The organism is Chryseobacterium sp. ON_d1 (genome assembly GCF_006829085.1).
GTDB lineage: Bacteria > Bacteroidota > Bacteroidia > Flavobacteriales > Weeksellaceae > Chryseobacterium.
The window spans coordinates 1-25,986 of the sequence record NZ_BJTC01000002.1 but is presented as its reverse complement, the minus strand read 5'-3'; the positions used below and the strand labels follow the sequence as shown (position 1 = coordinate 25,986).

27 protein-coding genes are annotated in these 25,986 nt (G+C 36.1%); 18 read left to right on the top strand and 9 right to left on the bottom strand.

Features of this window, described 5'->3' with window-relative positions; genetic code table 11:
- The first annotated feature begins 110 nt into the window (after positions 1-110).
- The 3 genes from CRS_RS03555 to CRS_RS03545 all read left to right on the top strand — a co-directional run bounded on the left by CRS_RS03555 (position 111) and on the right by CRS_RS03545 (position 4,656).
- Entirely contained in the window at positions 111-2,375 is a 2,265-nt protein-coding gene (locus CRS_RS03555; protein ID WP_142722716.1) for a CocE/NonD family hydrolase, read from the top strand.
- Between the two features lie 105 nt (positions 2,376-2,480).
- Positions 2,481-4,163, top strand: coding sequence for an APC family permease (locus tag CRS_RS03550; RefSeq protein WP_142722715.1), 1,683 nt, complete (start codon positions 2,481-2,483; stop codon positions 4,161-4,163).
- Positions 4,164-4,314: 151 nt separating this feature from the next.
- Entirely contained in the window at positions 4,315-4,656 is a 342-nt protein-coding gene (locus CRS_RS03545; protein WP_142722714.1) for a DUF962 domain-containing protein, read from the top strand.
- A gap of 224 nt (positions 4,657-4,880) precedes the next feature.
- Here the strand turns inward: CRS_RS03545 and CRS_RS03540 are convergent, their stop codons facing one another.
- The 3 genes from CRS_RS03540 to CRS_RS03530 form a co-directional block, all read right to left on the bottom strand.
- Positions 4,881-5,330: a hypothetical protein gene (locus CRS_RS03540; protein ID WP_142722713.1), complete on the bottom strand. Its 450-nt coding sequence runs from the start codon at positions 5,328-5,330 to the stop codon at positions 4,881-4,883.
- Between the two features lie 21 nt (positions 5,331-5,351).
- Positions 5,352-5,810 (bottom strand): lipocalin family protein, encoded by a 459-nt coding sequence (locus tag CRS_RS03535; RefSeq protein ID WP_142722712.1) that lies wholly within the window; start codon positions 5,808-5,810, stop codon positions 5,352-5,354.
- 135 nt (positions 5,811-5,945) lie between these two features.
- Complete coding sequence (locus tag CRS_RS03530) at positions 5,946-7,967, bottom strand: hypothetical protein (protein WP_142722711.1); 2,022 nt, start codon at positions 7,965-7,967, stop codon at positions 5,946-5,948.
- A gap of 147 nt (positions 7,968-8,114) precedes the next feature.
- Between CRS_RS03530 and CRS_RS24645 the strand changes: the two genes are divergently transcribed.
- Positions 8,115-8,729, top strand: a complete 615-nt coding sequence (locus CRS_RS24645) for a DUF4377 domain-containing protein (protein WP_228451169.1) — start codon at positions 8,115-8,117, stop codon at positions 8,727-8,729.
- A 121-nt stretch (positions 8,730-8,850) separates the two neighbouring features.
- Here the strand turns inward: CRS_RS24645 and CRS_RS03515 are convergent, their stop codons facing one another.
- The gene (locus CRS_RS03515) at positions 8,851-9,789 is read right to left on the bottom strand and encodes an SPFH domain-containing protein (protein WP_142722710.1); all 939 of its coding nucleotides are present in this window, start codon (positions 9,787-9,789) and stop codon (positions 8,851-8,853) included.
- Positions 9,790-9,983: 194 nt separating this feature from the next.
- On the opposite strand from CRS_RS03515, the gene CRS_RS03510 reads away from it, so the two are divergent.
- From CRS_RS03510 to CRS_RS03485, 6 genes are all read left to right on the top strand, one after another.
- On the top strand, positions 9,984-10,556 hold the full coding sequence (locus CRS_RS03510) for a Crp/Fnr family transcriptional regulator (RefSeq protein WP_142722709.1): 573 nt from the start codon (positions 9,984-9,986) through the stop codon (positions 10,554-10,556).
- Positions 10,557-10,663: 107 nt separating this feature from the next.
- The gene (locus CRS_RS03505) at positions 10,664-11,197 is read left to right on the top strand and encodes a YceI family protein (RefSeq protein WP_142722708.1); all 534 of its coding nucleotides are present in this window, start codon (positions 10,664-10,666) and stop codon (positions 11,195-11,197) included.
- A gap of 26 nt (positions 11,198-11,223) precedes the next feature.
- Positions 11,224-11,442 carry a 4-oxalocrotonate tautomerase family protein gene (locus CRS_RS03500; protein WP_047377560.1) on the top strand — a complete coding sequence of 73 codons (219 nt, stop codon included), beginning with the start codon at positions 11,224-11,226 and terminating at the stop codon, positions 11,440-11,442.
- 7 nt (positions 11,443-11,449) lie between these two features.
- Positions 11,450-12,184, top strand: a complete 735-nt coding sequence (locus CRS_RS03495) for an SDR family NAD(P)-dependent oxidoreductase (RefSeq protein WP_142722707.1) — start codon at positions 11,450-11,452, stop codon at positions 12,182-12,184.
- Positions 12,181-12,633, top strand: coding sequence for a nuclear transport factor 2 family protein (locus CRS_RS03490; RefSeq protein WP_142722706.1), 453 nt, complete (start codon positions 12,181-12,183; stop codon positions 12,631-12,633). Before CRS_RS03495 ends, CRS_RS03490 begins: the two co-directional genes overlap by 4 nt.
- Positions 12,634-12,645: 12 nt before the next feature.
- The gene (locus CRS_RS03485) at positions 12,646-13,734 is read left to right on the top strand and encodes a nitronate monooxygenase family protein (RefSeq protein WP_228451168.1); all 1,089 of its coding nucleotides are present in this window, start codon (positions 12,646-12,648) and stop codon (positions 13,732-13,734) included.
- 11 nt (positions 13,735-13,745) lie between these two features.
- On the opposite strand, the gene CRS_RS03480 is transcribed toward CRS_RS03485, so the two are convergent.
- Positions 13,746-15,101, bottom strand: a complete 1,356-nt coding sequence (locus CRS_RS03480; protein WP_142723063.1) for a deoxyguanosinetriphosphate triphosphohydrolase — start codon at positions 15,099-15,101, stop codon at positions 13,746-13,748.
- Positions 15,102-15,303: 202 nt separating this feature from the next.
- On the opposite strand from CRS_RS03480, the gene CRS_RS03475 reads away from it, so the two are divergent.
- Positions 15,304-15,933: a bifunctional 2-polyprenyl-6-hydroxyphenol methylase/3-demethylubiquinol 3-O-methyltransferase UbiG gene (locus tag CRS_RS03475; protein WP_142722705.1), complete on the top strand. Its 630-nt coding sequence runs from the start codon at positions 15,304-15,306 to the stop codon at positions 15,931-15,933.
- 85 nt (positions 15,934-16,018) lie between these two features.
- The gene (locus CRS_RS03470; protein WP_142722704.1) at positions 16,019-16,753 is read left to right on the top strand and encodes a DNA-formamidopyrimidine glycosylase family protein; all 735 of its coding nucleotides are present in this window, start codon (positions 16,019-16,021) and stop codon (positions 16,751-16,753) included.
- A gap of 164 nt (positions 16,754-16,917) precedes the next feature.
- Here CRS_RS03470 and CRS_RS03465 read toward each other — a convergent pair whose 3' ends face one another.
- Positions 16,918-17,640: a LytTR family DNA-binding domain-containing protein gene (locus CRS_RS03465; protein WP_142722703.1), complete on the bottom strand. Its 723-nt coding sequence runs from the start codon at positions 17,638-17,640 to the stop codon at positions 16,918-16,920.
- Positions 17,640-18,716 (bottom strand): sensor histidine kinase, encoded by a 1,077-nt coding sequence (locus CRS_RS03460; protein WP_142722702.1) that lies wholly within the window; start codon positions 18,714-18,716, stop codon positions 17,640-17,642. Before CRS_RS03460 ends, CRS_RS03465 begins: the two co-directional genes overlap by 1 nt.
- Positions 18,717-18,908: 192 nt before the next feature.
- Here CRS_RS03460 and CRS_RS03455 point away from each other — a divergent pair, with 192 nt between their 5' ends.
- From CRS_RS03455 to CRS_RS03445, 3 genes are all read left to right on the top strand, one after another.
- On the top strand, positions 18,909-19,337 hold the full coding sequence (locus tag CRS_RS03455) for a hypothetical protein (RefSeq protein ID WP_142722701.1): 429 nt from the start codon (positions 18,909-18,911) through the stop codon (positions 19,335-19,337).
- Positions 19,338-19,343: 6 nt separating this feature from the next.
- Complete coding sequence (locus CRS_RS03450) at positions 19,344-20,318, top strand: hypothetical protein (RefSeq protein WP_142722700.1); 975 nt, start codon at positions 19,344-19,346, stop codon at positions 20,316-20,318.
- A gap of 270 nt (positions 20,319-20,588) precedes the next feature.
- Positions 20,589-21,245: a glycosyltransferase family 32 protein gene (locus CRS_RS03445; RefSeq protein ID WP_142722699.1), complete on the top strand. Its 657-nt coding sequence runs from the start codon at positions 20,589-20,591 to the stop codon at positions 21,243-21,245.
- Here the strand turns inward: CRS_RS03445 and CRS_RS03440 are convergent.
- On the bottom strand, positions 21,242-21,577 hold the full coding sequence (locus tag CRS_RS03440; protein ID WP_142722698.1) for a multidrug efflux SMR transporter: 336 nt from the start codon (positions 21,575-21,577) through the stop codon (positions 21,242-21,244). The two genes, CRS_RS03445 and CRS_RS03440, sit on opposite strands and share 4 nt — an antisense overlap.
- A 1,171-nt stretch (positions 21,578-22,748) precedes the next feature.
- Between CRS_RS03440 and CRS_RS03435 the strand changes: the two genes are divergently transcribed.
- The 3 genes from CRS_RS03435 (at position 22,749) to CRS_RS03425 (ending at position 25,650) form a co-directional block, all read left to right on the top strand.
- Entirely contained in the window at positions 22,749-23,468 is a 720-nt protein-coding gene (locus tag CRS_RS03435) for an AAA family ATPase (RefSeq protein WP_142722697.1), read from the top strand.
- Complete coding sequence (locus tag CRS_RS03430) at positions 23,465-24,211, top strand: YggS family pyridoxal phosphate-dependent enzyme (RefSeq protein ID WP_142722696.1); 747 nt, start codon at positions 23,465-23,467, stop codon at positions 24,209-24,211. Before CRS_RS03435 ends, CRS_RS03430 begins: the two co-directional genes overlap by 4 nt.
- Positions 24,212-24,783: 572 nt before the next feature.
- Complete coding sequence (locus CRS_RS03425) at positions 24,784-25,650, top strand: hypothetical protein (protein ID WP_142722695.1); 867 nt, start codon at positions 24,784-24,786, stop codon at positions 25,648-25,650.
- Positions 25,651-25,737: 87 nt separating this feature from the next.
- Here the strand turns inward: CRS_RS03425 and CRS_RS03420 are convergent.
- The coding region (locus CRS_RS03420) for an IS3 family transposase (protein WP_142722694.1) at positions 25,738-25,986 on the bottom strand (249 nt) is incomplete at its 5' end.

Sequence of the window (25,986 nt, the reverse complement as noted above, 5' to 3'; positions counted from 1 at the left end):
TAAAAATTCTTAATTTAGCCCGCTAAAAAAATAACCCATTGAGCAATACGATGATCAAGTACATTTTTTGATGTGATACTTTTTCATCACCAGCTCAAAACATACCATTAATGAAATTTAAGATACTCTTAGCATTATTTTTTGTCAATCTAATGCAGGCCCAGAAGTTTTATTTTCCGAAAGCAGCAACAACAGATTCTGTTATTTTGGAAAAACAAATTCCCGAACTCGCTTTAAAAGTAATTACTGAACATCAGTCTCCTAAGAACAAGCCGAAGTATATACTCACGTTTTTAGATAATCTGTTTCGTTTACAGCTCGCTGCAAAAGATTACAAAAATTCTATTGTAAGTATAACTGATTACCGTAAGGAATATGCAGATCACAACATGGCAGGGAACAAACATCTTGCTCATGAAATCTACAGTATGGCTAAGCTGATGGAAAAGGATAAAAAAATTCCGTTTCCTGATGCTCTTCAAGCCGCCTTTACCACAAGATATGAAAGTTTATCCGAGCCGCTGACTGCCAAAGTAGGGCTTACTCTGGATATTGATTCAGATGTAAGAGATCATAAAAAAAGGCTGAAAGCAGCACTTGACAAACAAAAAGATAAGGATAGTATAGACTATGCTTCCGCTCTGGCTTTATGTAAAAACTATGTCAATTATAAGACCTACTCAAGCATCAAGCCCCAGATTATGCAGCTGTTTAAAGTAAAGGAGCAGGAAAAATTCATCATCGAATCCAAAATCCTTACTTTAAAAAATGGTACAAAACTCACCATTACGATTGTACGAAAAAAAGAAAACACCTCTCCTCTTCCCGTTATACTTACCAATAATATTTATGCCGGAGAATTTGTAGATGCAGGAATGGGGAAAAGAGCAGCTGTTTACAATTATGTAGGAGCCGTGGTTAATACCCGTGGAAAAAGAGACAGCAATGACCCCAATCATCCGTTTGAAGATGAAGCTCAGGATCTTTATGAAGTCATAGACTGGGTAAGCAAACAACCGTGGAGCAATGGTAAAGTAGGGATGATAGGCGGAAGTTATTTAGGATTCAGCCAATGGGCAGCTTCCAAAAAACTGCACCCGGCTTTGAAAACCATTGTACCTCAGGTTTCGGTAGGAATCGGAATAGATTATCCTTCTCAAAATAATGTCTTCAAGGGCTATATGCTCCAGTGGATTCACTATGTCACCAATAATAAGCTGACTGATGAAGCAAGCTTTAATAATGATACAAAATGGGATTCTATCAATACCGCGTGGTACAAAAGCGGCAGATCATTCAGAGCCCTGGATTCTTTAAGCGGAAAGCCCAATAAAATATTCCAAAGATGGCTGGATCATCCCGGTTATGATAAATACTGGCAAAACATGGTTCCTTATAAAAAAGATTTTGCCAAAATAAACATTCCTGTTTTAACAACTACTGGCTATTATGATGCGGATCAGATCGGAGCATTATATTATTATAAAGAACATCACAAATACAATAAAAACCCTAACCACTATTTAGTGATAGGACCTTATGATCATGCAGCAGCTCAAAGCTATGGATACAATTATGTTTATGTTTACGGCTATGGAAACCTACTCATAGATCCTGTAGCCAGAATAAGTATTGATAACCTTGCTTTTTCATGGTTCGATTATATTCTGAAGAATGGCAAAAAACCGGAACTTCTGAAAGATAAAGTCAATTTTCAGATCATGAACAGTAACACATGGAAACATGTTCCTACTCTTGATAAAATGCACTCATCTTCTCTTAAATTTTATCTTCAGGATCGTAAAAACGGTTCTTCAGTTTTTGAGAAACCCAAAACTGAACAATTTACCAAACAGACCATTGACTTTAAAGACAGAAATCCGAAATATCTTTATCATACAGTAAGCAAACAGGATAGTGTGTATGTAACCAATTCTCTTTATTTTGAAAGTGAAATTCTGGAGAAGGATATTACAGTAAGCGGAAATTTATCCGGAATATTCAACGTTTCCATCAACAAGAAGGATTTTGATCCCAAAACCTTATTATATCAGGTACAGCCGGATGGTAAGATATTTTTACTGTCTACACATCTTACCCGAGCCAGCTATGCAAAAAACAATTCCAAACGTCATCTGCTTAAGCCTGGCAAAAAGGAGCAGATCCCGATCAAAAACTCATTTTTCATCAGCAAAAAAATAGAAAAGGGAAGCAAACTGGTCTTATTGGTAGGGGTTAATAAAAATAAGAGCTGGCAGGTCAATTATGGTACAGGGAAAAATGTAAGTGATGAAACCATAAAAGATGCCGGTGAGCCTTTGGAAATAAAATGGTACAACGACAGTTATGTGGAAATACCTGTTTATAAGGATTAAAGATTTTCCGGTCAACTATTTTTATTCAAATGTTCTTAACAACTGTTAACATCAAAATAAAAAATCATTACATTTGCTTTTTTTCAAATCAAATATAGTTATTGAATGAGTCAACTTTTTAGAAGAAAAATCTATTCAGATACAGATACTTCGACGGGACTTTTAAGGGTCTTAGGTGTATGGGACATTGTATTTTTTGGTATTGCGGCTATTATCGGAGCTGGAAGCTTCAGCAGTTTGGGAGAAGCCGTTTTCAGAGGAGGTCCCGGTGTTATCCTTCTATATTTGATTTGTGGTTTTGCCTGTGGGTTTACCGCTTTATGCTATGCTGAATTTGCCAGCAGAATTCCTACGGCGGGATCTGCCTATACATATGCCTATGCCAGTTTTGGAGAATTAATTGCCTGGATCATCGGCTGGGCCCTGATCATGGAATATTCTTTCGGAAATATTTACGTAGCCTTTTCCTGGTCAGATTATTTCACCAGTTTTTTAGGACGCCTCGGAATGCATATCCCTGATTATCTGACCTGCAGCTATACTGAAGCGAGAAAAGCTGTTCAGTACGGTTCAGAAAACAAAGAATTATTAAATGCCTGGAAAACAGCTCCCCTAATCGGAAGTTTGAAGTTCATTGTAGATATTCCGGCGTTAGTCATCAATGGCTTAATTACATGGCTTTGTTATGTAGGAGTAAAAGAAAGTAAAAACTTTAACAACTCTCTGGTAATTTTAAAACTGGGAGTCATTCTACTGGTTATTCTGGTGGGTTTTGCATACATCAATACTGAAAACTGGACTCCTGTAAGCCCAGCAACAGGAACACCTTCCTTCATGCCTAATGGATTTGCCGGAGTAATGAGTGCTGTTTCCGGAGTATTTTTTGCCTATATTGGATTTGATGCTTTAAGCGTACTTTCTGAAGAAACCAAAGATCCGCAGAAGACCTTACCGAAAGGAATGATCATCTCTCTTGTATTGTGTACCGTAATTTATATTGCTTTAACATTGGTATTAACAGGAATGGTGGATTATAAGAAATTTGATGGTGTAGGAGATCCGCTTTCATTCATATTCGAAAAAACAAATGCTAACGTAGCCTGGATGGAACTGGTTGTTTCTTTCGTTGCCATCGTTGCCATTACTACCGTATTATTGGTTTTTCAGATGGGGCAGCCGAGAATCTGGTATGCCATGAGCCGTGACGGACTGATGCCTGCAAGATTTCAGAAGATACATCCTAAATATAAAACACCATCGTATGCAACTGTTGTCACGGGGATTGTAGTGGGAATTCCTATTCTTTTTACAGATAAAACCTTTATCCTTGACTTTACAAGTATCGGAACTATTTTTGCCTTTGTATTAGTATGTGCCGGGGTACTTCTTCTTCCTGCCAAGGAAAAGATCAAAGGCAGATTCCACCTGCCTTACGTGAACGGTAAAATCATTTTTCCTGTGGTTTTTATTGGCGGATTAATTGTTTTTTATAAATGGCAGCCGGAGTTTTTTGACAATCTAATGAACTGGTCAGATCCTAATGAAGGAGAATTCAGAGCTTCTATTTTCTTTTTTATCATCATTAACCTGATCTTATGCGTTGTTGCATTTGTAAAGAATTTATCATTGATTCCATTGGTTGGACTGAGCTCATGTCTGTATCTTCTTACAGGAATGAGCCACGAGAACTGGTTCTGGTTCGGAATGTGGTTCCTGATCGGAATGGTCATTTATTTCTGCTATGGATATAAAAACAGCAAACTGGGAAAAGAATTAAGAAATAGCTAAGCAATAGCAATACACAAAATTCCGAAAAGGCAAAATGGCAAAAAGGTTGCATAAACTGATTTGCGATTTTGCTTTTTTGATTTTTTTACTATCTTATAAAAATCGGCAGAATTATTGCTTTAGCTTCATAAGAACCCATAAACTAACCGCCATGGCTGAAAGAATCAAAACATACAGAGAGTTTTATCAGTTTTACCTTACAGAACACCGTAAAACAGGAACCCGCATTTTTCATTTTATCGGAACGCTTCTCGTATTTTTCGTTATTGGATATGTTATCAGTTCAGGAAAAGAAAGATTTCTATGGTACATTCCCATCGTAGGTTACGGATTTGCCTGGTTCAGTCATGCCGTGATTGAGAGAAATAAGCCGGCGACTTTTAAATATCCTTTATGGTCTCTGATCTCAGATTTCAGACTGTTTTTTGAATTGCTGATTGGTAAGCAGAAATTCTTTACATCCAGTAGTGAAACTCAAAATCAGGAGCCTTAAAATTTTCCCCATACTTTTTATACTAAAAATGTTAAGTGTTGGGAACCCAAAAGTTCAAAAAATTTTTATACGTGATATATTTTAAGGCGCAAGAAAATCGAATATAAATCCTTGTGTCTTACATACATATAGTTTGTAAGAAGCTTAGCAGCTTTTCTTTTTCCAGCTTTCTGCTTATGAATAATGTTGAGATTGCTTCACCTTCGGTTCGCAATAACCATAATTTAGTGGGCATTTGGATAAAGCTTCTTCCCTATCATATATCCCGATGATGGCAGAATAAATGATAATATGACAGGAGCTATCAATGCCAGACCAGAACCATCAAGAACTACAGTCAAAGGAAAAAGATATCCGTTATAAACAAGAAGAGCCAGTGAAAAAAGGAAACTGTCACTGTTACCCGTGGAAAGGATATTAAAATTACTTCCAAACTGATCAAACACCCCGGAACAGATAAATAATAACACATTTACAAAAAACATCCATAAAACCGTTCTGTAGATCATTCCTTTTTTTGCGTTCAGATATCCTGCAAAGATGAGCAAAAGGGATAAAATTCCGGAAACTGCATAATCAAGGCCGCCCACTGCAACCTCACTTCCAATTCTTCCAAAGAAATACATGGCATATAATACCAGATTCAGGAAATAAATTGCCGTTACATAGTTCATAAATCAGAGGTTTAATGATTATCAATATTGTTTTTCGAGTATGTCGTAGTGAACGGTGTTCACTATTTTTTCAGCGAGCGCATCTCCTTCTACCTTTGTCTGTTTAGGAATATAACTTGAAAAGGTTATTGTATGATCTTTATTGATTGTCACCTCCACTTCTTCAAGGATATTATGATCATCCACATAAAACTGGATTCTGTTGTCTACCAGTCTCCAGAAAGAAAGTCTTGGTTCGGATGGGCTGCAGTTTCCCACACTTCCTTCTGCATAATTATAAATAGCAAAACCATCTTCTCTGATGGCATAATTTCTCATCAGACGGCAGTTATCGAATTCTTTTACAACTTTCTTTTTACCTTCATAAAATCCAGCTTCCTTCAGTTTCCAAAACCCTATAACATTTTCTTTATTTAATTTTTGCGCATTGACCCAAGAAGAAACAACTATAAAAGAGCCAAGTAAAAACAGTTTGTACATCAAAAAGTTTGTGTTTTTATATGATTTAAACAAATATACAATGATCAGAATAAAGATTCAGCGGGCGGCTCCGCCGCCCGCTGAATCTTAAATTTCAAATCCTAATCTTTAAATTGTGAATATAAAATTCGGTTTCTATTTGAATTTTTTCTTAAAACTGAATTTAAGTTGGTTCATGAGCCCTGGTTCAATAATATCAATTCCCAGCCCGTAATTACTGTCGGCAATGGTATGATGATCTGTTCTGAACTGCTCAAATTCATTCTGAGGAATTTCAATATTGATCAGAGGACTATATTCAATGTATACACTTGCCCCGTTCTTATGCACTTTTTTACGGCTTTTATAATCAAAATACGGATTGCTAATGGTACTTTCCTGGACGGTATATTTTTCTTCAGTATCAATTTTATGATCGGTATGCAGATTGATCTCATATTTCTCACTGTCGAAATTATGCCAGAATGGTAAATCTTTATGCATGAAATCCCTTGCACTTGCCTTCACTACATTTCTGTCAAAATACATCAGGAAACGGTTCTTCTGCGGATCTACAAAGTATGGATTCTCAATAACAGCGGAATATTGAATTTTGACTTCATTCAGTCTTTTATCATCGCTTACCACATCAATGGCAGCGTCATTGAAAACATTTCGCACATCTGTACCATTCCTGTCTCCCGAATAATTAAGTGCATAGAAAAGAAAGCTGTTCCAGCTGTCTATGATTTCCCTTTTATTGGTACTTTTAAAATACCTTCTCATGGCATTTGCCCTGTTTCCTTTATAGGTAGTTGACAAAGTGAGCTTTCCGGTATTGCCTTTTGCAGTGAAATCTACTTTTTCATCAATACAGAAATAAGGGTATTTATAAGGTTTCCTTACCTGCAGCTCCTGATCTTTCTTCACTTCCAGATAATGCATGAAATACATGAATCCTCTGTTCTCTATCAGCCCGAATTCATCGCGGATGGTAGCATCAATAAAATATTCCTGGCCTTTGTAGTTCACTTTTACCACCACATGATTGAAGCTTAGCAGGGATGGCAGGTAATATTTGATATAATAATCTGTATTAAAGTTTACCAGAATGACGGATGCATCCACTCCGATATAATCAAGGATCACTTTTAATAAAACTGATTTTGCCTTACAGTCGCCCTGCTTGTTTTCATACGTGATTGATGGCTCCTGCGGTTTATGCCCGTTCATTTCATCAGCATTGAAAATATAATAGATATGGTTCTGAACATATTCTATGGCAAACTGGAGCTTGTCATCCTGATCAGCAATGGCATCCAGTTTTTCAATCAGGTTTGGAGCAAAATCTTTTAAGGAAGCTTTATTAAAAATCTCTTCATAAATAGGCACAATATAATTGGACAGCTCTTTCCAGTTACTTTCTGTAGCAAAATCTACATAAGGGAAAATCTCACGCCCGGAATCTACAGGATTGATATAATTCTCTTCTTCGATCACGAATCGCTCTCCTTTTTTTAAATGATTTATCTGGGGTTCAAGAACATTGCCCTGTTCATCTCTGAAAAAAGTTTTTTTGTAAGCAATTGTTTGTTCACGTTCATTGATAAATGTGAATTTAAAACTGCCATAAGCCCAGTAATTATCGGGACTCACCCAAACATATTTGGAGAATTCTTTTCTCAGAAAATCACGGTCTGTGAATTCTTTAATCCTTGAGTCCTCTAAAATCAGTACATCATAAAGTCTGAGATCTTTAATCGTAATATTGATCTTTTTATTACTGCTCAAAACACCTCCGCTGCTCTGGTTTTCACTGTCAAGGACTTTTATTTTAGTATCCGGAATCTTATCGATCAGGACACCGTCTCTCAGAACGCTGATCCTGTGAATCTGGTATACCTCATTCTCTTCCACAATGACATCGGAAACAGAGGCTCTTTCGAGGTTCCCAGGTTCGTTCAGCGTATAGGCCATGCAGACATACTCACTGTTTTCCGTATTGCTTGTATAATATTTTTTATCTAAAAAGTAGCAGTAATCCCTGCCCTCATCGATTTGTTTTTTGGCAAATTCTGAATCTTTGATTCGGCTTATTATTTCCTCATCTCCGATATTTCCTGCCCATATTTCAGGTTTTTGAATCCTGTAATTTTCAACTTGCATTTGATTATCCATATTTTATAAGAATTATATTTTGGTTAGTGTCTTAAGAAATTCAAATTAAAAGAATAAAAAAGTAAAAAACAATAGCAGAAGTACTACAAATTCAGGAAAACCGATTTCGGCATGGTAATTGTGAGGTATGGGAGAAAAATCAAGTTTATGAAAAGTATAGCAACAATTCTAAAAGGGGCAGCTCCCGTATTAGCATTATTCGCAATGACGCAATGTACAACAACAGCCAATGCATCTGCAGGTGATGAAAAAACATTCATCGTAGGACCACAGACAGCAGATTGTACAGGTGTAGCTCCTATGAAATGTCTGCAGGTAAAAGAAAACGCTTCCGGAAACTGGACCAATTTCTACAGCAATATCGAAGGATTTACTTATGAGCCGGGATATGAATATGTTTTAAAAGTAAAAACGGAAAAAATTGCCAATCCGCCAGCTGATGGATCTTCCATAAAATACACTTTGGTAAAGCAGGTTTCTAAAACGAAAAAAGCAGAAATGGCAGCCAATGAAAAAACCATTATCGTAGGTCCACAAACCGTAGAGTGTTCTGCCGGAGCCGGCCGTATGCAATGCATGCAGGTAAAAGAAAGCACTTCTGCAGCCTGGACGAATTTCTACAGCCACATTGAAGGCTTCACCTATGAGCCGGGTTACGAATATGTTTTAAAAGTAAAAACAGAAAAAATCGAAAATCCTCCGGCAGATGCTTCTTCCATCAAATATATATTGGTAGAACAGGTTTCCAAAACGAAGAAATAATAAAAAACCGCTTCTGAATTTTCAGAAGCGGTTTTTTATTTTGCGGGAAGAAAGAAGTCAGAAGTTATTTTTGGGTCAATCCGGAAAAGTTAACCATTATATCTTCATTTTCCTTTTTATTTTAAAACCCAGTCTCTTTTTGTGGTGGATCAGGATATTTTCCTTTAGTAGCTTCTCCTACTGTATTTGCAGTAGTCATTGCTACCACTAGATCATTCAGCATTCCACTTGCTGCCGTAGGTGAATTGGGAAGAAGTACAAGATTACTTCTATTGCTTGCTCCTACAGAATGTAAAGTATCATAGTGCTGTGTCACCACAATAAGTGCTGATGCTTCATGGGAATTAATATCCACATTATTCAACATTCTTACGGATTCTTCAAGTCCTTTGGCAATTTCTCTTCGTTGGTCAGCAATCCCCTGCCCTTGTAACTTTTTAGATTCTGCTTCTGCTTTTGCTACTGCTACAATACGGATTCTCTGGGCTTCAGATTCATATTCTGCAGCGGTTTTTTCTCTTTCTGCAGCATTAATCCTGTTCATCGCATGCTTTACCTGTTCGTCCGGATCAATATCAGTAACCAAAGCCTTGATAATATCATAACCGTAACTGTTCATGGCTTCCTGAAGCTCGCTCTTTACGGCCACTGCAATATCATCCTTCCTTACAAAAACATCATCGAGTTTCAGCTTCGGAACCTCAGCACGTACCACATCGAATACAAAAGAGGTTATCTGGTTCTCAGGATTTTCCAGACGATAATAAGCATCTCCTACCTGGTTTCTGATGACCTGATACTGAACAGAAATTTTCATCTTGATGAAAACATTATCCAGTGTTTTGGTATCAATCATTACATCCAGCTGCTGGATTCTCAGATTCAGTCTTTTGGCAATCTGATCTATAACTGGCAGTTTAAGATGAAGACCGGAATGTTTTACAGCCTGGAATTTTCCAAAGCGTTCGATAATCGCTGCTGTTTCCTGTTTTACCACAAAAAACGAAGCGAATAAAATAATAAGCCCGAAGAAAATAACGGGCGCTAAATATATACCCATAGTTTTAATTTTTTAATGTGTCGTGATAAATCCCGTTTTGTTAAAAACAATCTTTTACCTGTACTCTTTAAATATAGGAAAAATAAATTTAAGCCATAAAGCATAATCCATTGTAAATCAACCTCGGGAATTATTCATCATTTTTAAATCAAAATTATCCTGAAAAAACTTACTTTTGAATATTCTTATACATCATGGTCAATTCCAAAGAAATATTAAAGGATCATATCTCCAAATTTACTTCTCTTACAGAAGAGCAATTTGATTATGTTTTTGAACATTTTAATCTGATAACATTAAAAAAAGGACAAAGTCTGATTGCAGAAGGTGATTTTGTAAACCATGAATATTTTGTTCTGGAGGGCTGCTTAAAAGCTTTTTATCTTAATGACCATATGAAAATGTTTATTCTTCAGTTTGCCATGCCTACCTGGTGGGTAACAGATTTTGATGCTCTTTACAGCAAAACAAGGGCTACCATTAATGTGGACTGCATTACACATGCAGCAATTCTATCCATTTCCAATGAAGACAGGGAAAAAATATGTAATGAAATTCGTGAGGTTGAATATTTTTTCAGATGGCGAACCAATAAAGGATATGTAGCTGCGCAGAAACGCCTGCTTTCTTTTATGAATAATGATGCAAAATTCAGATATCAGGAGCTTTTAACCATGTATCCTCAGCTGTACAATCTCGTTCCCAAGCATCTGATCGCCTCCTATCTTGGTGTGACAAGGGAAACTCTAAGCAGGCTCCATCAATAATCTGCATCTTTAAACCATTATACTCTCATCTTCATTTTGTGAGGTACATCACGTAAGTATTTCTTTCGATCGGCTGAACTTTGTATCCATATTTAAACCCAATAAAAATGGACACAAAAAATTTTAAAATCAATACCGAAAACAGCACTATAGACTGGATCGGAAGAAAAGTAACCGGAGCTCACAACGGAACCATTGATGTGAAAAATGGAAACTTTACATTAGAAGAAGGAAAGCTTCTGTCCGGAAAGTTTGTCATTGATACCCGCTCCATCAAAATCCTTGATATTGAGGATGCTGAAACCAATGCACAGTTTGCCAGTCATCTGGCTTCTGATGATTTCTTCAATGCTGAACAATTCCCTGAAGCCTATTTTGAGATTATTCATGCAGAACCAGGTGATACGAATCTTTACAACGTACAAGGAAATCTTACCGTAAAAGGCATTACACACCCTATCGACACCAGCCTCCATATTGTAATAACAGAGAATTTGGCTGTTCTAAAAACTACGATCATAGTAGACAGGACAAAATTCAATATTAAATTCAGGTCCTCCAATTTCTTCACCAATCTTGGTGATACATTGATCTACAACAATTTTGATTTAAACATTCATCTTGTTGCAGAAACTTATTAATTCATTAACCTTAACAATTTACCATTATGCCATTTATCAAAGTAGATGTGCTTCGCGAAGACCTTAACCGCGAAACAAAACAACAGTTAATCAGAAAAATCAGTGAAGCTGTAACCTCAGTTTTAAATAAAGATCCCCATTTAACCCATATTGTCATCAACGAGATTGAAGATGATAACTGGGGGTATGCCGGAGAACAGGTTTCAGTGTTAAAAGAACAGGGATTTTCAACAGAAAAAAAATAAACAGAAAATGAGAAAGCAAACCGTAATCGTAACAGGAGCCTCTTCAGGAATAGGATTGGAAACTGCCCGCTATTTCTTAAACCAATGTGATAACGTCATCATCAATTCGCAGACAGCATCCAAATTAGAAAAAGTGTATCATGAACTGGGAGCCGGAGAAAATCTGGTAATGGTTCCCGGAAACATTTCAGACAAAACTACAGGGGAAGCCTTGGTTCAAAAAGCTTTAGAAAAATTCGGATCTGCTGATGTTCTGATCAACAATGCCGGAATTTACGAGAACAAACCTTTTCTGGATGTTACCGAAGACTATCTTGACCGTTTTTTAACCACTAATTTAAAAGGAACATTTTTTACCACACAGGCAGTCATTCCTCAGATGATCAGGCAAAAAGACGGAGTGATTGTTAATGTGGGAACGCCATTAGTGTATCACGCCATTGCCCAGTCTCCTTCTACAGCACCTATTTCAAGCAAAGGAGCTATTCATGCCCTTACTTTACAGCTTGCTGCAGAGTTTGGAAAAGACAATATCAGGGTCAATACGGTTGCACCAGGATTGATCAGAACTCCGATGCATGGTGCAGACCTTGATCACAATGCAGGCATGCATCTGATCAACCGTATCGGGGAACCGGAAGAAGTCGCTCAGATGATTTATGCTATTGCTAAAAATAAATTAATTTCCGGAGCCATCATCAATGTTGACGGAGGAATGGGTGCCGGACATCATCTGTCATGAAACTATCATTAATTATAGCATGGCTGTTCATCTTTCCGTTGAGCAGCTATGCACAAAATCTAAAGAATATGAAAACCAGACAGACATCAGAAACCGAAATAAGAAATGTTATAGAGAATTATTATTTCAAAGGGATTTATGAAGGGAATACTGAACTTTTGAAAACGGCTTTCCATAAAGATGCCATACTTTTCGGAGACATCAATGGAGCTCCTTATTTCAAAACAGCAGAACAATATATGGAAGGAGTGGAAAGCCGGATAAGCCCGGAAAAATCAGGAAAATATTTTAAAGCTGAAATTATTTCAATTGACGTCATCAATTCAATTGCTGTAGTAAAATTAAATGTAAAAATGTATGATTTCAATTATTATAATTTCATAACTTTCAATCACATAGACGGAAAATGGCTTATTATCAACAAAACGCTGACCAACGTACAACCTTAATTCAAACTTTTAATGAAACCCGAAAAAATTATGTGGAATAAAAACAGAATTACAGAATTATTGGGAATTGAATATCCTATTTTCCAGGGACCTTTTGGCGGAAACTTTTCTACTGTTGAGCTCACCGCTACAGTGAGCAATCTTGGAGGACTGGGAGGCTTTGGAGCTTATACCATGTCACCTCAGGAAATCTATGACATTCATCAAAAAATACAGTCGAAAACGGGTAAACCCTACAACCTTAATCTATGGGTAAACGATCATGATATCATTGACGAAAAACATACAAAAGAACAATATCAGAAGGCAGTTGAAACTTTCAAACCTTATTTTGACCTTTTGGATATAGATATTCCGGCACCTCCACCCTCTTTTGAGTCAAGGTTTCAAAACCAGCTGGAAATTATCTTTGACATTAAACCTAAAGTTTTCAGCTTTATGTTTGGCCTGATGAATGAAAATGACATTGAAGATCTTCATCGGCAGGGAACAATAGTACTTGGGAATGCAACAACACTGGATGAAGCTATTGCTTTAGAAAAAAACGGGGTGGATATCATTATCGCCTCCGGATTCGAAAGTGGCGGCCACAGACCTTCATTTCTGGACAGCTCTGAACTTTCTACAACGGGAACTTTTGCTTTGATTCAGCTGATCTCTGATAGGGTAAAAATTCCGGTGGTAGCTGCCGGAGGAATTTCCAACGGCCGTGGAATTGCAGCTGCTTTCCGGCTGGGAGCTGAAGCGGTACAGATTGGAACGGCTTTTCTTGCCACTGAAGAATCCGGAGCGCTACCTATTCATAAGGAATTGTTATTTTCCGATGCTGCAAAATCCACCACCCTCACCAGAGCATACACAGGAAGATTGGGCCGGGGAATCACTACAAAAATTACAAGAGATATACTGACTGCAGCAGACAAAATTCTGCCCTTTCCTTTACAGACTCAGTTTATGGGAGCATTGAGAAAAGCTGCTTTGGAGCAGCAAAAGAATGATCTGGTGTTCTTCTGGTCCGGTCAGACTGCCCCGCTTTTAAAGCACAAAAAAGCCTCCACTTTAATGAAGTCATTAATCGAAGAGGCTTCTGAATTATTATAAGTGAATAGAACCTACACGGTCATTCCGATGTCTATCCCTTTAATCTTTCTATACAAATCAGTAGCATAATTATCTGTCATACCTGAAACGAAATCAATGACCCCGAGCACTTTCTGATAATCGGTCCCGTCACTGTAAATAAATTGCTTTGGAATTAATTTCAAAGCTTTTTCATCATAAGACTTTCTTTTCTCATCAGGTTTCAGAATGGAAGGAATAAAATGATCCAGCAATTCATACATTACATTATATCCTGCATTTTCAATCTCAACTACTGCTTTATGATTATAAATTTTTTCCACAGAAAAACCCGCAATATCCTGTAATGCTTTATTTTCTTTTTTATAGATATCCAGTAAACCATTCCCAAGATTTCCTTCAAGAATCGTTTCAAAGTTGTGCTTATACATCTCAATCGACTTATTAATTAAGGCATTGATTACTTTTGCTCTTAAATAAGAAATCTGTTCATTTTCGTTGGAGATAGAACTTAGCTTTGTCTCAATTCTCTGAATATCATCTGTTTCAGATTTTACCAGCTCGAAAAATAAATTCTTACAGTCTGCTGTTGAAACAATTCCCAGCCTGTGCGCATCTTCCATGTCAATAATATTGTAGCAGATATCATCTGCAGCTTCTACCAGCCATACGAACGGATGCCTTTTGAAAATATGAGGCTCTTCACTTTCAGCAATAAGCTGAGTACCTCTGGCTATTTCCAGGAATATATCTTTTTCATTCTGGAAAAATCCGAATTTCTTCCTGTGAATGATTCCTTTTTTCTTTGCTATAGCCTCACACGGATATTTTGCAATACTTGCCAGCGTTGAAAAAGTAAGCTGAATACCTCCTGCATCTTTCCCCTGCTGCTGCTGAGCCAGCACTCTGATCGCATTGGCATTTCCTTCAAAATTAACCAGATCTGCCCATTCCTTTTCATTGAACTTTGATTTCAGCTCTTTCTCATTTCTTTCAAAGTAACTTGCAATAGCATCTTCTCCGGAATGTCCGAAAGCAGGATTTCCCACATCATGGCATAAACATGCAGCAGCTATTACATTTCCTAAATTGTGGAGATAAAAGTTTTTTGAATCTTCAGTCAGCTCATTTTTAAAATCTTCAGCAATAAATTCACCTACAATACTTCCCAAACTTCTTCCTACAGACGATACCTCTAGCGAATGCGTAAGTCTGTTGTGCACAAAAACACTTCCGGGAAGAGGAAAAACCTGAGTTTTATTCTGCAGTCTTCTGAAAGCAGAAGAGAAGATAATTCGGTCGAAATCCCTTTGAAAATCAGTTCTTGAAGCTTTGGTCTGTGGATTATTTCCTGTACGTTGATTGGTGAAAATCTGGTTTAAATTCATCATTTTTCAAAATTAGTTCAAATTTTAATTGTACGGAATAGTATTTAGATTTTTATTAAACAGATCTGTCATACAAAAAATCTATTGCAGTAACCATTTTTAGAGATCAGAAAGCTAGATAAAATATTCTACATTTGATGCAGCTAATACAACTGAAGAACACTTTTGGTTCTTCTTCATTCAAATTTTAAATTCTTTTATCATGAAGAACAATACATGGCTCAACAGATGGGATGAAAGGTACAGCAGCGAAGAGCTTGCATATGGAACAGAACCTAATAATTATCTGCGGGAGCAACTTAGTAAATTAAAACACGGCACTATACTTTTCCCTGCGGAAGGCGAAGGAAGAAATGCAGTTTTTGCAGCAGCACAGGGATGGCAGGTTTCAGCTTTCGATATCAGTGCTAATGGCAGAAACAAAGCTTTACAGCTTGCTGAGCAACTGGGTACCGCCATTGATTATCAGGTAGGAGAACTCTCTGATTTGAATTATCATCCGGAACAGTTTGATGCCATTGCTCTTGTCTATGCGCATTTTCCGGCTGCTGTTAAATCTTCCATCCATCAGATGCTGAATCAATACCTTCGCAAAGGCGGATTCATTATTTTCGAAGCTTTCAGTAAAAATCATCTGGAATATATTGCAAAGAATGAGAAGGTAGGCGGACCAAAAGATGTTGAATCCTTATTTTCTATTGAAGAGATCAAAGCTGATTTCCCGGATTATGAGATTATAGAATTGGCAGAAACAGAAATCGAACTGAATGAAGGGCTGTTTCACAACGGAACAGGTTCTGTTATCCGCTTTGTGGGGCAAAAACAAAGCTGATATGATTAATCTTTAAGCAGGATGGTTTAGAATACAGATTCAGATAATGGAATACTATTTGAATCTGTATTTTTAAAACAAACTTATGCCTGAAGGTCCGTCCATCATATTAATGAAAGAAAGCCTGCAGCCATTTGCAGGCCAGCAAGTGACAGAAGTTTCAGGGAATGCCCAATTTGACAAAGACTCTTTTATCGGGCAAACCCTTCTTGAAATCCGTACTTTTGGAAAGCAGACTTACCTTGTTTTTGAAAAATCGGCCATCCGGATTCATCTGCTGATGTTTGGTTCCTATAGTATTGATGAGCAGACCAAACCGGATAAAAGTCTGCGCCTGGCACTGTTTTTCCCAACCGGAAGTATCTATTTTTATACCTGTTCCGTAAAACCCGTAGATCTTGATTTTCTTTCCACCATTGACTGGGAAGCTGACGTTATGAGTGATCAATGGAATCCCAAAAAAGCTGAAGAAAAACTAAAATCGAATCCGAAAATGATGGTGTGTGATGCCTTAATGAACCAGGATATTTTTTCAGGTGTAGGAAATATTATTAAAAATGAGGTTCTCTTCAGAATTGGAGTACAGCCTGAAAGCCTTTTAGGTAATCTTCCTGCTAAAAAAAGAAAGGAACTTATTGCTGAAGCCAGAAATTACAGTTTTGATTTTCTGAAATGGAAAAGGGAGTTTGTTTTGAAAAAACACTGGCTGGTTCATACGAAATCTGTGTGCCCGATTTGCGAACAAAAATTGGTTAAGAAACAAACCGGAGTTGGAAAAAGAAGGAGCTTTTTCTGTGAAAAAGATCAGAAGTTGTATTAAGGCCAGGGTTTGATGTATTTAAAACAGGCTAAAACTAATTCCTGATTGAATAATTTTCTAACGGCAGATCCCACGGATTTACACAGATGAATATGAATATTCTTTTTTTGTATCACAACCTTAATTATTAAACCACTCATTGCCAAGCACTTACTACTCATCCATCAGTCTGAGTTGAGAAGTCCTCCGGCAAATCTTGTAAAAAATTCTGATCTGTATACTTCCCCGAGCGGAATCTCTGTGTCTTCGATGTATATATTATGATTGTCAAACGAATCAATATAGTTCATGTTAACAACATAAGATTTGCTGACCCTTATGAAAGTTTCACCTGAGATTTTCTGATGAATGGTTTTCAGGTTCATAGCGGTAATCAGTTTCTGCTGCTGGGTATGGATCACGACATAATCTTTGAGTCCTTCTATAAATTTGATATCTGAGAAATTGATTTTATAGAATCTGCGGTCAGCTTTGATGAATAAAAAGTCAGCAGTATTAGATTCTACCGTATTTTTTACCGTGCCTTTAGACAGCAACTCTGTGTAAAGTACAGCTTTATCAATCGCTTTTTCCAGTCTCTGGGGATCAACAGGTTTCAACAGATAGTCTACTGCTTCCAGCTCATAGCTTTTTAAAGCATACTGGGCATAAGCGGTCGTAAAAATAATCAGTGATTTTTTCGGAAGCATTTCTGCGAATTCAAGGCCAGTTACCATGGGCATTTCTATATCCAGAAAAATAAGATCTGCATCATTATTCTTAAGATATTCAAGGGCAGATGGAGCGTTCGAAAATTCCCCAAGGATATCAATATTCGAAACCTCGGAAATCAGTGATCTCATTTCTGATCTTGCCAGAGGTTCATCATCAACAATAATACAATTCATCACACGGGAATTTTTAAATTTACAATATATTCTTTATCTCCTGATTCTATCTGCAGTTCAAAGGCATCACCATAAAGAAGTTCAAGCCTCCTTGTAATATTGGCAAGGCCAAGTCCGCTGTTTTTTTTGTCTGAAATAATATAGTCAGCACTTCTTGAGTTTATACATAAAAAATAAAGCTGTTTATTTTCAATACTGATTTCTGTCTTCACATAAGACTCTCTCCCACTGATATCTATACTGTGTTTAACTGCATTTTCTACAAAAGTGGTAAACAGATTCGGCGGAATAAAAATACTGTTAACGGTTCTTCTATCCATATGGATCTGAATATCAAAAGAGAAATGATCACGCCTTATTTTTTCAAGATTTAAAAAATTGGACAGAAAATCTATTTCTGAAGTCAGCAATGCTTTTTCCTCACTGTTTTCATACAGCTGATATCTGAGAAACTCGGAAAGCTTTACAATCACCACTGAAGCTTTCTCAGGATCTGTCCTGATCAGTGCTTTAACATTATTAAGCATATTAAAAAGGAAATGCGGATTGATCTGATTTCGGAGCTCATTCAATTCCATATTCAGGGTAAGGTTGCTCAGTTCATTGATTCTTTTACTATCATTGATCCATTTCTGCAGAAGTTTTATCGTTGTGGTTGTCAGAATAATCGGAATACACATCAGAATACCTTCATAGACTCCTCCTCTTTCACTTTCTCTGATAATATTTTTAACCCTGAAGTCCTCAAAGAACAATCTGAAACCATATCCTATAAAGTTAAGTCCTACTACCCCCATCAGAACCAGCAAAACAAGATATGTGACATATTTTGTCTTAAAGAAAAAACGGGGAACCAATACATATATATTAATATAGACCATAGTGATCAGAACGGCATATACAAAGAATAAAACATAATACTGATACATTCCCGAATACCAGTGCCAAAACCTGGCACTGTACATCAAAAAGAAAAAGAAGATCAGAAACAGCAGGTGCCTCCGGAATCCATACTTCGCTTCCACCAGGAAATCCATTACAAAGGTTTCTTCAAATTTCCACGGGCTGTATTTCATAGGGCAGGCTCATTTTATCATTTACAAAAATAGCTAATAACGAAAATTACAACTATTTTATTATACAAAACCTGAATTTTATTATACCAATTATAAAGTCTGTAGATTTTGTATAAAATACCGGCCCTTTTGTATAAAAACAGATTCCTGCTACACTTTTCTCTATTCCTTTGTACTGTAAAATGAACAAATATGGAATTAAAAGCTTTTCACGAACTGACTCAGGAAATATCATCAGAATGTTTTTTCATGACAGAATCTCAACAGGAAGAAAAAGTAATACAGCTTATTGATCTGCATCATTTTGTAGAATGTTTTGATCCTACTATAAAAATTCTCAGTTATCTGTACCATCCTATTAATATTGTGGAATACCATGGGCATAAAACGGGGATTTTGTTTTGTGATCTGAAGCATTCTATGGTCCCTGACAGTAATGCTTCTGAAGAGTTCAGGAGGAGGTATGACCTTTCTGAGCTGTGGTTCGTTTTTGTAGAGGAAACCTATATTACAGATATGGCCGCATATACGGATGCCATTATTGAAAACAGCCTGGATATCTTTTATGACAGGATCTTTACGTTCAGCTTTTTTCAGTCCATCATTCAACGCTTAAAATAATGCCCCATGAAAACATTGAGAAGAGCACTTATTCCGCTGGCTCTGCTGTCATTAAAAAGTGCAGCATACAGCCAGAAAAAAGACAGTATTCCTTTGAAGGTCCGTGCTTTTTTCGCTGATAAAATTCCGCAGGCACGAAACTTTAATCTTGAGTATACCCTGGTAACACCTTCCTCTTTCAGTTCTCAGCTTCAGGGAAAGGATTTACCGGATAATAAAGTTAAAAGCTTTCAACAGATGAAGGCAAATGCCAATATCTACTTCATCAAGAATAAAAGCTGGCTTTTGAGTACGGCTTTACAATACCGTTACACCTCAATCATGAATGAGGCCCCTGTTATTCCCAGAACTGAATCTGAAAAAAACTTCCATTACCATTCAGAAGCTCTTAATCTAACCTATTTTTCAAAGTTATTCAAAAAAACAGCCATATATTCAGCCAATATTTCTACCGATGGAAGCGACCGGCATTTTGAACGCGTCAGAGGAATGCTGACGGCTTCCCTGATCCTAAAAGCAACCCCAAAAGTTAAAATGAGTGTAGGGATCGCCGGTATTATTGACCCAAGCACCCAGATCCCTGTCCTTCCTGTCTTTACATATGAAAACAGATTCAGTAACAGCTGGGTACTGGATATTCTGCTTCCCAAAAAAGTGTTGATGAGAAAAGACGTTTTTTCAAACGGAAGAATCTCGCTGGGAACTGAAATGGATAATACCTCGTTCTATATTTACCGTGACAGCAATACCTATGAATTCAGACAGGTTGTCATCAATTCTGGGGTAATCTATGAACATAATCTGGGTGGAAATTTCATAGGAACATTTAAAACAGGACTCAGAACCAATATTAATTCCAGAGCTTTCAATAAGCAGGATTCTTTTAATGATTATATATGGAAAGGAACTTATCGTCCTTCAGTTTATTTCAATGCAGGAATCTCTTATAATCCTTTTGAAAAACGAAGAACAAATCAATAAGAACGGATCTTTTCCATACTTACTTTCAATTTTCGCAATATCCGAATAAATTGTTAAAGTTCTTTAATCCCCAAATTAAAAAAAAATTAAAATTATCACTCTTTACTATTTAACTATTCCTATAAAATATAATCAAAAACTAAGCTGAACATAAGCTGTTTTTCAAATTCAGGGATTGCTCTTCTCCTTATGAAAAATCTTATTGCCGCATGTACATATCTGATGAAAATGATTTTAAAGATTTATATAAGCATAACTAAAAAATAGAATATGGCTGTACCCAAACAGATATTTCAGACTTTTATAACTAAAAAACTTCCTCTGATTACGCGCTATCATATCTGGAATATGAAACGAAAGAATCCGGAATATAAATATTACTTTTATGATGATCAGGATATCGAAAATTTTCTCAAAGAAGAATTTCCCCCCAACTATATTGAAACCTATCGCAAACTGAGGATTGGTGCTTCAAAAGCTGATTTTTTCAGATATGCTGTTTTATATAAGAAAGGTGGGGTATATCTGGATGTTGACAGCAGTATTATCAAGCCATTCAGAAAATTGATTAAAGATCATGACGAAGCTGTAATCAGTGTAGAAAGACATGAAAATCTGTATGTTCAATGGGCACTTATTTTCAATAAAAATCATCCTTTCCTAAAGAAAACACTGGAACTGATGATTGATAATATCAACAGTCACCGTTATCCGCATGATATACATTCTACGACAGGACCTACTGTATTCAGTAATGGAATCAGACAGTCATTAGAAGAAAATCCGACAATCCCATTTACATTATTTGACGGTATTGAATTCCGCGGATATTTAAAGTTCAAATATAAACTGGGAAAGTTTTTCTTATACAAAACAAGATCTAAACATTGGAAACAGATGCAAAAGCACCAGGAGATTATTTTTTAATGAGTTCCCATTTTTGAAAATACATTAATAATAATCACCCCGAGTACGATCAGGGCAATACCAATTATAGCTGGAAGGTCCGGAATCTGTTTGAATGCAATGACTCCAATCATGGTTATAAAGACAATTCCTACTCCTGACCAGATGGCATAGGTAATTCCTACAGGTATCTGACGAAGAGTGAGGCTTAGAAAATAAAAAGCACAGGCATATCCGATGACCGTTACAACAGATGGCCAAAATTTAGAAAACTCCTCAGATTTTTTAAGGAAAGAAGTAGCGATAATCTCAAATACAATTGCCAGAGCAAGAAAAATATAACTGCGTCCCATACATTCATTCTTTGTACAAAAATAGAGAAAGCATCCGGGTAATACCAAATGACAACAGTATTACAGTTTTTATTTTAACACCGTTTGCATTTTTCTGCGTTCGGCGAAAACCATGGTTTTTTAAAACCTCAATAAGCAATACTACTTTCTAAAGGCACTTAAATTACTTATGTGCCTTATTTTTAATTGTTTTCATTTTCCTATGACACTTGACTGATCCAGAAAAATGTGCCATCGGGTCTCATTATTGTTCAGCAATGACATAAAATCAGTATCTCCCTATGTCTTGAAATGTCACAACTGACAAAAATTCCAGCACAAAAAAATCTTACTAAAAATAAATTTTCTTAACATAAAAATCTATTACAGGTGAAAAAATCCATCCCGGAAAATTTACTTTAACCCAATATTATGCTTCGCATTATTTATTATTTGTTTTATCAACTCCAATATAGAAGTCAGCAAACGATTAACACTTTCGTATATTTTTACAGATAGAACAATAAAAGTATTAATAAATTCTCAATAATACATTAATTAATTGTAAACAAAAATTAACCGAAACATGAACCAAAACAACCCTAATACACTGATAAACATCATAGTATTTTACTTTGGCACATGATTTGAAAGTAGTAATATTGCAATTGAAAAATTGATAAAATAAAGTCAAATAATTAAAAATAATACAAAATGATAACTTATATCGGTATCGCAACAGGTTTAGTAGTAATCACTTCATATTTTATGACAGTAAGAAGAGAAAGAAACTAATTTAAAATAAAACAAGCCTATAGAATATCTATACTTATTATATTGTTTTATGTTTTTAGTCTGAGTGATCAGATTGCTCTTTTACTCACAGGGTAAAAGGGCCCAAAAACATAAACATAAAGATCTTAGTTTCATAACAAATTTTAATATCCAAATGAATAAAGCCAGCCGTAAGTCTGGCTTTATTTTTTTGAAAATTTTTAAATACAGACTCTCAGATTTTCACAGATATTAAAAAACACCCTTTATATTTCTTCATAGAAATCCGAAATACATATTACAATATTTATAATATAATATCTGCTCTTCTCTGGCCCATCTGTTTATTATATTTCAGGATTCCTTTTGACACTTAATAAAGCTTTATCTTTGTCTATTCAATAATTCATTTATCATCATGAATCTGTATAACCTTATTATTCAAGATAAAGAACAGGTAAACCTTAAAGAAGTATTTCTGAATACAAAAAACAGAGAGCAGCTTGTACAGCTTATCAAAGAGCACACTTATGTTAAAGAACTGCAGGAATACGGTCTTCCGGTTAATCACAAGATTTTATTGGAGGGGAGCTCCGGATGCGGAAAAACCATGACCGCAAAAGCCATTGCCAATGCTCTGGGAAAAAATATCATTATTTTAAATCTAAGCAACATTGTTTCTTCGCGCATCGGAGAAACGTCGCAGAATATTAAAATGATTTTTGATAAAGCCGCAAGAGAAAGATCTGTGCTTTTTCTGGACGAACTGGACCAGATCGGGAAAGCAAGAGGAAGTGATGACAAAGATGTAGGCGAAATGAGAAGATTGGTAAACACTTTGATTCAGTTGATTGACTATTACCCTGAGAATGCGCTTTTAATCTGCGCCACCAATCATCCTGAGATTATTGATACTGCTCTTTTAAGGCGTTTCCAGCTAAAGATCAACTACGAAATGCCTTCTGCTGAGATTCTGGATACCTTCTACGATCAGTTATTAGCACAGTTTCCTGAAGATATGAGAACTGTTGAAAGAAAGTATTCTATTTCCTTTGCTGAAGCGAAAGATTATGCTTTAACAGCTGTTAAAGCTGTTTTAATTAAAAAACTGGAAGCGAAAGAAACCCTATCATCATGAAAAACAATATCCTCTACAACCTCTCTATTATCAATGAAAGGATAAAAAAGGCCTGTGAAAAATCCGGAAGAAACAGTGATGAGGTCAGACTATTATTGGCAGTCAAAACGGTTTCTGCAGACCGTATCAAAATCGCTTTAGAAAACGGACAAACCTTAATTGCAGAAAATAAAGTGCAGGAGCTGAAAGAGAAGTATGAGGATCTAAAGAACACACCCCATGAAAACCATTTTATAGGTCACCTTCAGAGCAATAAAATCAAAGATATTCTGAAATATGATGTTACCTGTGTTCAATCTCTGGACCGTCTGGAACTGGCTGAGAAAATTCATCAAAAGCTTTTAGCTGAAAACAGAACAATGGATGTTTTGATTCAGGTGAATACGTCTAATGAAGAGAGCAAATTTGGAGTTGATCCCAGCAAAGCGATCGAGCTTACCAAAAAAATTTCCCGTTTTTCTACACTGAAAATAAAAGGTCTGATGACGATTGGTCTGTTCAGTGCGGAAACCGATAAAGTAAGGGAATGTTTTAAAATCCTCAAAAATATTCAGCAGGATATCATCTGCGAAAATATTCCCAATGTAGAAATGAAAGAGCTTTCTATGGGGATGAGCGGAGACCTGGAAACAGCCATAGAAGAGGGCGCAACCATTGTACGGGTGGGAACTGCTGTTTTTGGAGCAAGAATCTATCCGGACAGCTATTATTGGGATGAAGGAAAAACAAATAACGAAGCTTAAAACTAGATTTCTTTAGGAAGCTCCTTCCTCTTTTTGCCTTATCATCGATCATTTGTTTTACTATTTTGAAAGCCGGGGATTAATCAAATAAGTTTCTCATAAAATTAATTACCTTCCATAATCTTACTCTCCTATCCATTTACCGATAGCTAAAAGCAATCAAAGAATTCCTGAAACACTACGTTTTTAAAGTCTACAAATCCGGTATACTTTTTGCTATAAATATTTAATAACCAAATAAATACATTTATGAATAAAAAATTACTATCGGTATGTCTTTTTATGACATTATTATTCTTTTTTTCATGTGAAAAAGAAAATACACAGATGAAAAGTGGAATTTCCATTGAAACTATTTCAATTATTACCTGCGTTACTATGGGGCTAGCTATTTTATTAGCATATAGCTTCAAAAGAAGATAATCAGCCGGAAGATAAATACTAAGGCACCTCTCAATTTTGGGAGGTGATTTTTTTTTCAAAAAAGTCATTCTTAAAAAATAAAATATTTAATCTTTGAGTTTACATTAAAATCCTATATATTCATCATTCCTTTTACTACTAATAATTTCATGAAAAAAGCATTCTTATCAGTAATTGCATCTTTGTTTATTTTTAGCTGCACTCAAAGGCAGGAGCCTAAAAAAGAAGAGACAGTTCAAATTCAACACACTGACAAAGAAACTGTAAAGCCTAAAGCCCTTATTCCATTTGAATATCTTGGGGATTACCCGGCAATCAAAGACTCTTCGAAGTTTATTCAAAATCTCCGTCAGGCTTTTGATCTTGATATCCATGAAAGCCCGTCTCAACAGGAAAGTGAAAAAATAACAGTATTCAGGAAGGTCAAAATCAATGGTTCAGATCAGGACTATTATTTTATTGAGTATGACTGGAAGGCTGGCTCTACCTCACAATACCCCTGGAAATATCAGCTGCTGTTAACGAAGGAAGGAAAGCTGGTCAAAACATTAGCCGCTGACCGATATGAATTTATTTCCGTTTTGCCAAAAGAAAATCCATTTTTACTGGCAACTATTGTAACAGGACATGGGAATGGCGGGCATGAACTTTATAAAGTATCAGCAGATTCTCTGGAAAATATATATGAAGGATATTATGACTATAATCTAAGAACCTATGATGCTCATGAAGACAACAAAGTGTATGAACCGTATGAATTACAGTTAAAGATCAAAGACTATAATAATGACGGGGTCAACGATATTGCTTTCAAAGGAAAATCAGTATTGGTCCGTGGGCGGACTCCGGATGGTGACTGGTATGATTATACAACAATAAATGGGAAGCAGGTTTCTTATTCTGCTGATCATCCTTTTCAAAAAATCCCTGTGGAATATATTTTTCTGTACGACAAAAAAACAGGGCATTTTAAGGCAAAAGAAGATTATGCGGAAAAATATAAAATATATGAATAGAAAATTGGGATTGCTTCGCGTTGCTCGCAATGACTATAAAAAACAAAAATCCCTCTCATTAGACTGCACCCAAAAGTTTAGACAAAATTAAACAATATTATTATATGAAAGAGTTCGGTACTGTACCGGACTCTTTCCTTTTAGATTAAGTCTTATCCTGTCGTTATTGTAATAATTGATATACTTCTTTATTTCTTTTTTGAGCTCATCAACGGTTTTAAATTTCTTAGTATAGAACATTTCAGATTTTAAAGTTCCAAAGAAGTTTTCTATTACTGCATTATCCAGACAGTTTCCTTTGCGGGACATACTTTGGATAATGCCTTTTTCTTTTAA

What these genes read in the sequence shown, in the direction of transcription:
- CRS_RS03500 (WP_047377560.1), top strand. Translation starts at nt 11,224, where the DNA reads ATGCCATTTATCAAAGTAGATGTGCTTCGCGAAGACCTTAACCGCGAA.
- CRS_RS03490 (WP_142722706.1), top strand. Translation starts at nt 12,181, where the DNA reads ATGAAACTATCATTAATTATAGCATGGCTGTTCATCTTTCCGTTGAGC.
- CRS_RS24645 (WP_228451169.1), top strand. Translation starts at nt 8,115, where the DNA reads ATGAAAAGTATAGCAACAATTCTAAAAGGGGCAGCTCCCGTATTAGCA.
- CRS_RS03435 (WP_142722697.1), top strand. Translation starts at nt 22,749, where the DNA reads ATGAATCTGTATAACCTTATTATTCAAGATAAAGAACAGGTAAACCTT.
- CRS_RS03535 (WP_142722712.1), bottom strand. Translation starts at nt 5,810, where the DNA reads ATGTACAAACTGTTTTTACTTGGCTCTTTTATAGTTGTTTCTTCTTGG.
- CRS_RS03475 (WP_142722705.1), top strand. Translation starts at nt 15,304, where the DNA reads ATGAAGAACAATACATGGCTCAACAGATGGGATGAAAGGTACAGCAGC.
- CRS_RS03450 (WP_142722700.1), top strand. Translation starts at nt 19,344, where the DNA reads ATGAAAACATTGAGAAGAGCACTTATTCCGCTGGCTCTGCTGTCATTA.
- CRS_RS03515 (WP_142722710.1), bottom strand. Translation starts at nt 9,789, where the DNA reads ATGGGTATATATTTAGCGCCCGTTATTTTCTTCGGGCTTATTATTTTA.
- CRS_RS03555 (WP_142722716.1), top strand. Translation starts at nt 111, where the DNA reads ATGAAATTTAAGATACTCTTAGCATTATTTTTTGTCAATCTAATGCAG.
- CRS_RS03545 (WP_142722714.1), top strand. Translation starts at nt 4,315, where the DNA reads ATGGCTGAAAGAATCAAAACATACAGAGAGTTTTATCAGTTTTACCTT.
- CRS_RS03480 (WP_142723063.1), bottom strand. Translation starts at nt 15,101, where the DNA reads ATGAATTTAAACCAGATTTTCACCAATCAACGTACAGGAAATAATCCA.
- CRS_RS03430 (WP_142722696.1), top strand. Translation starts at nt 23,465, where the DNA reads ATGAAAAACAATATCCTCTACAACCTCTCTATTATCAATGAAAGGATA.
- CRS_RS03540 (WP_142722713.1), bottom strand. Translation starts at nt 5,330, where the DNA reads ATGAACTATGTAACGGCAATTTATTTCCTGAATCTGGTATTATATGCC.
- CRS_RS03495 (WP_142722707.1), top strand. Translation starts at nt 11,450, where the DNA reads ATGAGAAAGCAAACCGTAATCGTAACAGGAGCCTCTTCAGGAATAGGA.
- CRS_RS03460 (WP_142722702.1), bottom strand. Translation starts at nt 18,716, where the DNA reads ATGAAATACAGCCCGTGGAAATTTGAAGAAACCTTTGTAATGGATTTC.
- CRS_RS03455 (WP_142722701.1), top strand. Translation starts at nt 18,909, where the DNA reads ATGGAATTAAAAGCTTTTCACGAACTGACTCAGGAAATATCATCAGAA.
- CRS_RS03510 (WP_142722709.1), top strand. Translation starts at nt 9,984, where the DNA reads ATGGTCAATTCCAAAGAAATATTAAAGGATCATATCTCCAAATTTACT.
- CRS_RS03440 (WP_142722698.1), bottom strand. Translation starts at nt 21,577, where the DNA reads ATGGGACGCAGTTATATTTTTCTTGCTCTGGCAATTGTATTTGAGATT.
- CRS_RS03470 (WP_142722704.1), top strand. Translation starts at nt 16,019, where the DNA reads ATGCCTGAAGGTCCGTCCATCATATTAATGAAAGAAAGCCTGCAGCCA.
- CRS_RS03550 (WP_142722715.1), top strand. Translation starts at nt 2,481, where the DNA reads ATGAGTCAACTTTTTAGAAGAAAAATCTATTCAGATACAGATACTTCG.
- CRS_RS03505 (WP_142722708.1), top strand. Translation starts at nt 10,664, where the DNA reads ATGGACACAAAAAATTTTAAAATCAATACCGAAAACAGCACTATAGAC.
- CRS_RS03465 (WP_142722703.1), bottom strand. Translation starts at nt 17,640, where the DNA reads ATGAATTGTATTATTGTTGATGATGAACCTCTGGCAAGATCAGAAATG.
- CRS_RS03425 (WP_142722695.1), top strand. Translation starts at nt 24,784, where the DNA reads ATGAAAAAAGCATTCTTATCAGTAATTGCATCTTTGTTTATTTTTAGC.
- CRS_RS03485 (WP_228451168.1), top strand. Translation starts at nt 12,646, where the DNA reads ATGAAACCCGAAAAAATTATGTGGAATAAAAACAGAATTACAGAATTA.
- CRS_RS03530 (WP_142722711.1), bottom strand. Translation starts at nt 7,967, where the DNA reads ATGGATAATCAAATGCAAGTTGAAAATTACAGGATTCAAAAACCTGAA.
- CRS_RS03445 (WP_142722699.1), top strand. Translation starts at nt 20,589, where the DNA reads ATGGCTGTACCCAAACAGATATTTCAGACTTTTATAACTAAAAAACTT.